At 67.3% G+C, this 1,083-nt stretch carries 1 protein-coding gene; it reads right to left on the minus strand.

All coding sequences use genetic code 11. The features are described 5' to 3' along the window. Position 1: 1 nt before the first annotated feature. Positions 2–955 (minus strand): IS481 family transposase, encoded by a 954-nt coding sequence (locus tag AB0E05_RS36455; protein ID WP_361971922.1) that lies wholly within the window; start codon positions 953–955, stop codon positions 2–4. Between the last annotated feature and the right edge of the window lie 128 nt (positions 956–1,083).

The raw sequence follows: 1,083 nt of genomic DNA on the forward strand, positions 1-1,083 counted from the left end.
CCTAGGTGTATTGCTTTGTGAGGTTGGGGACGCGGGTGGCGGGTGGTTTGCCTGCGAGTGCGGTGTGTCCGCGGTGGTGATTGTAGGTGTGGAGCCATTGCGGGTATGCGTCGCGTCGTTCCTGCTCTGACTGGTAGGGGCGGGCGTAGGCCCATTCGTCGAGGAGGGTGCGGTTGAGTCGTTCGACTTTGCCGTTGGTCTGGGGTCGGTAGGGCCGGGTTCGTTTGTGGGTGATCCCGGTCGCTGCCAGGGTGTCGCGCCAGGTGTGGGATTTGTAGCAGGCGCCGTTGTCGGTCAGGACGCGTTCGACGGTGATCCCGATGCTGGTGAAGTAGGCGTGGGCGCGGGTCCAGAAGGCGGTGGCGGTTTCTTTGCGCTCGTCGGTGAGGATCTCGCTGTAGGCGAGGCGGGAGTGGTCGTCGACGGCGGTGTGGATGTAGCTGTAGCCGGCGTTCTTGCGGTTTTTGCGGCCGGCTTGGCGGCCGAGGGTCTTGTGTCCGCCGCCGTCGGGGATGTTGCCGAGCTTCTTGATGTCGACGTGGATGAGTTCGCCGGGACGTTCTCGTTCGTAGCGGCGTATGGCCCGTCCGGTCGCGCGGTCGAGGTGGGTCAGGCGGGCTAGCCCGAATCGGGTCAGGACGCGGTGCACGGTGGAGGGCACGAGGCCGAGGAGGTGGGCGATGCGGGCTGGTCCCCACCGGCGTAGGACCCTGACCTTGATGATCCGGCGTTCGGTGCGGGTCGGGGTGCGTCGGGGGCTGTGGTGGGGGCGGGAGGACCGGTCGTTCATGCCGGCTTCGCCGATGGCCCGGTAGCGGGTGGCCCAGCGTTGGGCGGTGGTGGGCGAGACCTGGAAGCGTTCGGCAGCCCGGCGCAGGGGCCAGCCGTCCTCGACCACGCAGCGGGCCAGCCGCAGCCGGCCGGTCTCGGTGAGGGGTGCATTACGGTGGGGCATGAGGGCCTTCTGCTGGTCGGTGGAGATGTCGCAATCCACACCGAACCCGGAAGGCCCTCACCCATTCAAGATCCCCCAGCCGAGACCTCCATCACCCGTCCACAACCTCCCAGGACAGAACACCTAGG

This window comes from Streptomyces sp. NPDC048057, from assembly GCF_040653095.1.
Taxonomy (GTDB): domain Bacteria; phylum Actinomycetota; class Actinomycetes; order Streptomycetales; family Streptomycetaceae; genus Streptomyces.

What these genes read in the sequence shown, in the direction of transcription:
- AB0E05_RS36455 (WP_361971922.1), bottom strand. Translation starts at nt 955, where the DNA reads ATGCCCCACCGTAATGCACCCCTCACCGAGACCGGCCGGCTGCGGCTG.